This is a genomic window from Enterococcus lemanii, assembly GCF_016909125.1.
Classification (GTDB): domain Bacteria; phylum Bacillota; class Bacilli; order Lactobacillales; family Enterococcaceae; genus Enterococcus_I; species Enterococcus_I lemanii.
In genome coordinates, this window is record NZ_JAFBFD010000067.1 from 1 (window position 1) to 6,472 (window position 6,472).

5 protein-coding genes are annotated in these 6,472 nt (G+C 34.5%); 4 read left to right on the forward strand and 1 reads right to left on the reverse strand.

Annotation, left to right across the window (positions count from 1 at the left end; genetic code table 11):
- Window positions 1-170: 170 nt before the first annotated feature.
- Both JOD14_RS12880 and JOD14_RS12885 read left to right on the forward strand, forming a co-directional pair.
- A complete protein-coding gene (locus JOD14_RS12880; RefSeq protein ID WP_204655177.1) occupies window positions 171-632 on the forward strand; it encodes a DUF5626 family protein in 462 nt (153 codons plus the stop codon).
- A 21-nt stretch (window positions 633-653) separates the two neighbouring features.
- Window positions 654-968 carry a helix-turn-helix domain-containing protein gene (locus tag JOD14_RS12885; RefSeq protein WP_204655178.1) on the forward strand — a complete coding sequence of 105 codons (315 nt, stop codon included), beginning with the start codon at window positions 654-656 and terminating at the stop codon, window positions 966-968.
- Window positions 969-1,131: 163 nt separating this feature from the next.
- On the opposite strand, the gene JOD14_RS12890 is transcribed toward JOD14_RS12885, so the two are convergent.
- A complete protein-coding gene (locus JOD14_RS12890; RefSeq protein WP_204655179.1) occupies window positions 1,132-2,436 on the reverse strand; it encodes an IS1380 family transposase in 1,305 nt (434 codons plus the stop codon).
- Window positions 2,437-3,152: 716 nt separating this feature from the next.
- Between JOD14_RS12890 and JOD14_RS12895 the strand changes: the two genes are divergently transcribed.
- Together JOD14_RS12895 and JOD14_RS12900 are read left to right on the forward strand one after the other, a co-directional pair.
- Window positions 3,153-4,865: a methyl-accepting chemotaxis protein gene (locus JOD14_RS12895; protein WP_204655180.1), complete on the forward strand. Its 1,713-nt coding sequence runs from the start codon at window positions 3,153-3,155 to the stop codon at window positions 4,863-4,865.
- A gap of 14 nt (window positions 4,866-4,879) precedes the next feature.
- On the forward strand, window positions 4,880-6,106 hold the full coding sequence (locus JOD14_RS12900; RefSeq protein ID WP_204655181.1) for an extracellular solute-binding protein: 1,227 nt from the start codon (window positions 4,880-4,882) through the stop codon (window positions 6,104-6,106).
- Window positions 6,107-6,472: the final 366 nt, after the last annotated feature.

The window sequence follows — 6,472 nt, forward strand, 5'->3', positions numbered from 1 at the left end:
GTTCTACCGTTAAAAGTCTTGCATTAATTATACCAAATATCGGAGGCAAATGGCGTCGTTTCAACGTTTTTAATTTATTCAGTAGACATTAAATAGAAAAAGTATGAATTATTTAGGTTTTTAGTATTACTTGATTTTAAATAATTAGCAGATATATAGGAGGAATTTTAATGAAAAAATTATTAGCGGTTTTTATTTTTATGTGTACACTTATGTTTACAAGTATGAAAGTTTATGCTCAAGAAGGATATTTTGATGAATTAAATTACGACCTTAATTTATCTGATAATAGTTATAAATCATTCACTTATACAAACAACTTAGGAGAAGAAATTATTTTAGAAGTAGAGTCAATACCTTCACGAGAACGAGTCTCTAGCGGAACGTATAAAGTATCTAAAACTTCAAAAGGGAGTTGGACTGTATCATATAATGTAACAATTAATTCAAAATCACAATTTACAGCAGCTACTAATTTGAATTTACAAGCTTTAAAGGGTAGCATTTTATCAAGTTCTCTAACTCACAGTTCGACAAAGGCAAGTTGTGATTTTAAGCAAAAAGCAGGTTTAATTACTAGTAATGCCAATGTTACAACAACTATTTCTAATGGGAAGTTAATTGTAAAGTAATAATTATAGGAGAATAACAATATGAATAAATCCTTAGCTAATCAACTACAATATTATCGAAAACTTCAAGGCTTCTCTCAAAATGATGTTGCAAACAAATTAAATCTATCGCGTCAGTCAGTTTCAAAATGGGAAAATGGTCATACTTATCCTGATTTCGATAATTTATTATTACTAAGTGAGTTATACCAAGTCTCCGTTGATGAATTACTCCAAGAAAATAAAAAGTTGAAAAAAGAAATTTATAAAAATAACACTGAAATCAAGGAAACAAAGAAAAAATTAAAATTTATAAATAAAAAAATAAATACTGATATAAACCTGAATTATTCATGAAAATGTGAAACATAACAAAATCGGATAAAAATGAAACAATCCACTCATTCAATTTGAATCAGAAAATAAACGAAGAATAATTTTTGAGCGATTGATAAAAAATCGTTGAACGAAACCTAAAAAAGAGCAAACGAACCCCTTGGCCGTGCAATCAAAATTTTTTTTAGAAAGAACGGAGCCGTTTGGTGACCGAAAAATAATCATTCAAATAAACAAAGGTTTCATCTAGTTTGAAATGGATTTTCCCAGCATGCGAAACAATCTTAGTTGCGACTTTAATGAGTCGTTGCCGGATCGTGCCAATCGTCCATTTCTTCATGGAAGGAGGAAAGACCCAACTTTTCATCAGCTGAATGATATTGTAAGACAAGACACCTAGCCACATACGTGCTTCATTGATTACAAATTTTGAACTGTCTGTCTTGTCCATGAAAAAACCAAGTTTCGCTTCCTTAATAAAGTTTTCCATCAATCCACGATTTTTGTATAATTTGACGATAATTTCTGGAATGATTCCTTCCATATTCGTCACAATAAATAGAGGTGTAAACAATAGTTTCCCAGCAGGTCGTTCGTTTTGTAGAACGACCGTCCGCTCCTTCTTCCAAGAATTCGCGCGATAATCGAACGCGTCAAATTGACGTTCAAGCTCAACAATTGGATAGGATTCGTTACGGAAAACAAAAGATTCCGCGGTTCGATTTAATCGAGCATTTGCTTTTAAACGGATGACATATTTCACTTCGTAAGTTTCACATAATTCGTACAAAGCAGGAACGGCAAAACCCGAATCGCCACGAATAAGAATATGACTGACGTTTAAATCTTCAATCAAATGTTTCAAAAGTGGCTCTAAAAATGGCACGACTTCCGTTGACGTATAGACATTGCCTTTACGAAGTTGCGCTTTCAAAAAAAGACCGGTGACGGCATCAAACGCCACGAGTGGATGATAACCAAATGTTCGGTAATGGTTATTAAAATCGGAACCTTCTTGTTTTCCAAAGGTATCGCAATGAGTGGAATCTAAATCAATGACGACGGTATCGATGGACTCTTGCCCGTAATATTGATCTAAATAACGTTGATTTAAACAATTGAACGCCTCAATATTTTCAGGCGTGATGGATTGGAACATGCGAGACATCGTTGGTTGAGAAGCAAGCTGTTTCTTTTGAAGTGTTTGGGTAAATAATTGATTATGGGTAAGCGAATCAGAAGCGTCATCGGTATCATAGCCCGCAATTTGTTGGAGAAGCGCTTGTTCAAAGACGGATTGACGCGTATGGGTGAGTCGTTTGCGATCGTCCTTAAATTGAACCGTTTGATCAAACAATGGATAAAAATTCAATTTCACCATAAATTCTTTCACTAAGGGCAAGCCACCATCGACCGAAAGTGCACCGCCATCCGCAGAAATTTTAATATTCGTATTGAATGTTAGCGTATAAGATTGTAAAGTAGACATATAGACATCCTTCTTTCTATTTGTTTTGTGTAGTAACTTTACAATAACAGAAGGATGTCTATTTTTGTATACCAAATGGGTTGAAAGTCAAGATTCTTTCAATCCTTGATTTATAAGGGATGATCATTTAATTTGTTTTGTTCGTGAATAATTCAGGTTGAAAATTATTCAACAGATGAAATCTCTTGGGAATTTATTAAGATAGCAGATACTTTTGATGATTTTTTAAAACAGTTATTCCGTGTACCTCCTTTAGACCCAGAGAAACTAAAAGGTAGTTATGGACGAAAATGATATTCAACGGGTGCTTTAGATAAAGAAAGGGATTGTCATTTTGATGGTCTCTTTTCGGTACCGGTAAATAAAGAAACCATAAACTAAACGCCCCTTAGTCAAAACAACTGTGATTATTCCCAAAATTTTTTACAAAGTATGTATGCATTACTTTTTACCTTGGACTAGAACTGACCATTTCTTGTAAAGTACCTTGAATTAAAGGTAATAAATGGAAATTGAATGTGTTTTCTTTAGAAAAGAAGAGTTTGAATAAATTTGGTTACTTAAATTTATAATCATATATTTGTCTCAAAAGTAGAATTGTTTTGAGACTTTATAATTATCGGAAGGAATAAGTATTTCAAAACAGTTAAAAAAACTAAAAATAATCCGATATATACAATATACCGTATTTTAAATAGGGGAATGGAGGTAGAAACATGGTAGATAAATCTCGTGAAAAAATAAAATTTAATATTAAAGCTAAGCTATATCTAAGTTTTATTTCTGTCATCCTGTTGTTTATCGTGGCACTAGTGGCTTCAACAACAATGAATAATCGTATTAGTCAGTCAACATCAGATATATTTTCGATTAACCAAAAGCTGAAAATCGTAGAAAATGTAAATATGTTTGCAAAAAATGCAAACGCAGATGCTGCACAATATTTGTTAGCACCGGAGAATTTACAGGGTAATTTTAAAGAGCGTTATCTTTCTGATGTAGAAACGGTCAATCAACAAATTGCATCATTAAAGAAGATGGTTGACGATAAAGATGAGCTCAAACAAATTGAAAACTTTACAAATGAATGGGATGCATTCCTGAACAATGTTGAATGGCTATTTACTCAATATGAGGCAGGAAATGTAGTAAGTGCTCAACAATCTTTTACAAAGAAATCATTCGACCCTGTTGCATTTGCGTTACTTTCCTACAATATAGAACAGGACAAGCTTGTTAATGAGAAGGAAGTGGAAATTACTGAAGCGATTACGACTGTTAAATATGTGAATGTGATCATTCCGTTAGTGGTTATTGTGATTGCATTAATACTTTCAAGTATACTAGCGAATCGGATTACACGAAATATTAAAGTTGTACAGAACAATGCGATGCAAGTTGCAAGTGGAAATCTTCTAGTCCAACCAATTCGAATAAATAGTAATGATGAATTAGGTCAATTAGCAGCTTCCTTTAATACGATGGTTACTTCGTTAAAAGAGTTAATTGGTGGGGCAGACCAAGTATCTAGCCAAGTTGCTGCATCGTCGGCACAGTTACAGGCAAGTTCAGAGCAAACAAGCACAGCTACAGAACATATCTCTTCAGTTATGCAGGAAATGGCCTCAGGTACTAGTCAACAGTTTGAGGGTATTGCAGAAAATCAACAGCTAATTCAAAATGTCTCCGACGGGATGTTAGACATAATGAAACGCTCAGAAGGAATGACTGAAACGATTCATTCTAGTAATGTTATTTCTGAAAAAGGGAAATTAGATTTAAGTAATGCAACAAACCAAGTTAAGAAAATTGAAAACAGCACAAATCGTATGAGTGAGGTCATTTTAAATTTAGACAATCACTCAACAAGAATCGGTGAAATTGTTTCTATGATTACAAGTATAGCTGAACAGACGAATTTATTAGCATTAAATGCAGCAATTGAAGCAGCAAGAGCAGGTGAGGCTGGGAAAGGTTTTGCTGTTGTAGCTAATGAGGTTCGGTCACTAGCAGAACAATCTAGGAACTCAGCAGAGGAAATCAAGAATGTAATCGAAACCATTCAATTAGAGACAACAAAGACAGTTAATGAAATGCAAACAAGTAAAGAGGAAGTTGATAAAGGTATAAACCTTATCAATATTGCCGAAATATCCTTCCAGAAGCTTGAGGAAACGATTAAAAGCATTACTAAAGAGAATGAAGTTATTCGTGATATTACGATAAGAGTTAGCAAGGATACAAAATCTACAAGTGACCATATGGCAGTAGTTTCAAAGATTGCAAATGAAAATGCAGAAGGCACAGAGATGATTTCTTCAGCAACAGAAGAGCAAATGGCATCAATGGAAGAAGTAGCTGCCTCAGCTGTAACACTTGCTAAACAAGCAGAAGAATTAAGAGACTTAATTGGGAAGTTTACGTATTAGAGAGGGGGATAAACATGCTAAGAAGAATTTTATTATTAATCTTACTAATACCATTATTTCTAGTGGGGTGTTCCTCATCTAATGAAAGTAGTAAGGTCACACTGGAATTTTGGACAACGACTGCGGAAGCTGAGACAACTGCGTTATTAGATATTGTTGAGAAATTTGAGAAGCAGCATCCTTCTATAAAAGTTGATGTTAAGGAAGTAGAGTTTGGCAAAGCACAGAATCAATTTAAAACTGCAACATTATCAAATCAAGCGCCGGATATATTAAGAAGCGATATTGCTTGGACAACAGAATTTGCGGACTTGGATATCTTGTTACCTTTAGATGATAAAGTTTCTGAGAAAGACAAGGAAGACTATTTTGATTCGGCATTTAAATACAATATGTATGAAGACCATATCTATGGGATTCCTATGGTTACAGACTCACCAGCTCTTATTTATAATAAACGAATGCTTGCAGAAGCTGGATTTAACGAAGCTCCTAAAACAATGGATGAACTACTGATGATGAGCAAAGCATTAACGAACGAGAACCAATATGGCGTATTCATCTCTCCAGATTCCTATTATGCCTTACCATATGTATGGGCATTTGGGGGTGGGATGATTTCTGACGACATGGAAATTTTAATCAACAATGAAGGATCAAGAAACGGCATTAACTTTATGCAGAAATTAATGAATGAAAAGGTCGTACAGCCTGAACTACAGTTTGACAATTGGAATCAGGCGATGATGGATGATTTCAAAACAGGGAAAGTAGCAATGATCATTAATGGGCCATGGGCAACTACTGATATATTAGGTGGTGCAGAATTTAAGAACGCTGAAAACTTAGGAATTGCCCCAGTACCTGCAGGACCTGCGGGACAAGATTCTCCTGTTGGAGGACATAATCTCGTTATATCAAAGTATTCACAAGCACCAGATGAAGCATATCAATTCATAGAATTTTTGAATAATAGAGAAAATCAGGCCCATCTCGCTAAGGAACTAGGGATACTACCTACAAGACAAAGCGCATATGAGGATGCAGAATTACTCGAAAATCAAATCTTCCAAGGCTTTAAATCACAGCTGGAAGTTGCAACATCTCTCCCTGTTATCCCTGAAGGCCCGCTATTGTTAAATGATTTTTCCGCATATCTACCAAAGATACTATTGAAAGAAATATCGACAGAAGAAGGTTTGAATCGTATCGGAGATTCGTGGGAGTACTTGATAAATTAGCCAAAGAGGGTGGCTCAAAAGTCTGATTTCACACACACTAATTTTTGTCGTGTTTGAGAAGTCCGTCTAAGTTGGGTCACCCTCTTTATCTTTAACTTTAACATTCTAAGCAATTACAGATTATGGTTCAGTTCAAATCTAGAACGATATAAGTTCCGATAAGTAGGAATGATGGAATAGGTATAAAGAGAGATTGATGGAGATTGAGGTGTAGTGCTATTGTAAAGTAAACTCAAATAAAGAGAGTGTTAATAAATGAAAAAACCATTACTGCTAAATTGCAATATCAAATGCATAAAAATTTCAGAAAAAGCCACTAGAATAAGAAATACTTAAAAAAGCACTGCTATCAAGGTTTCTAGCTTC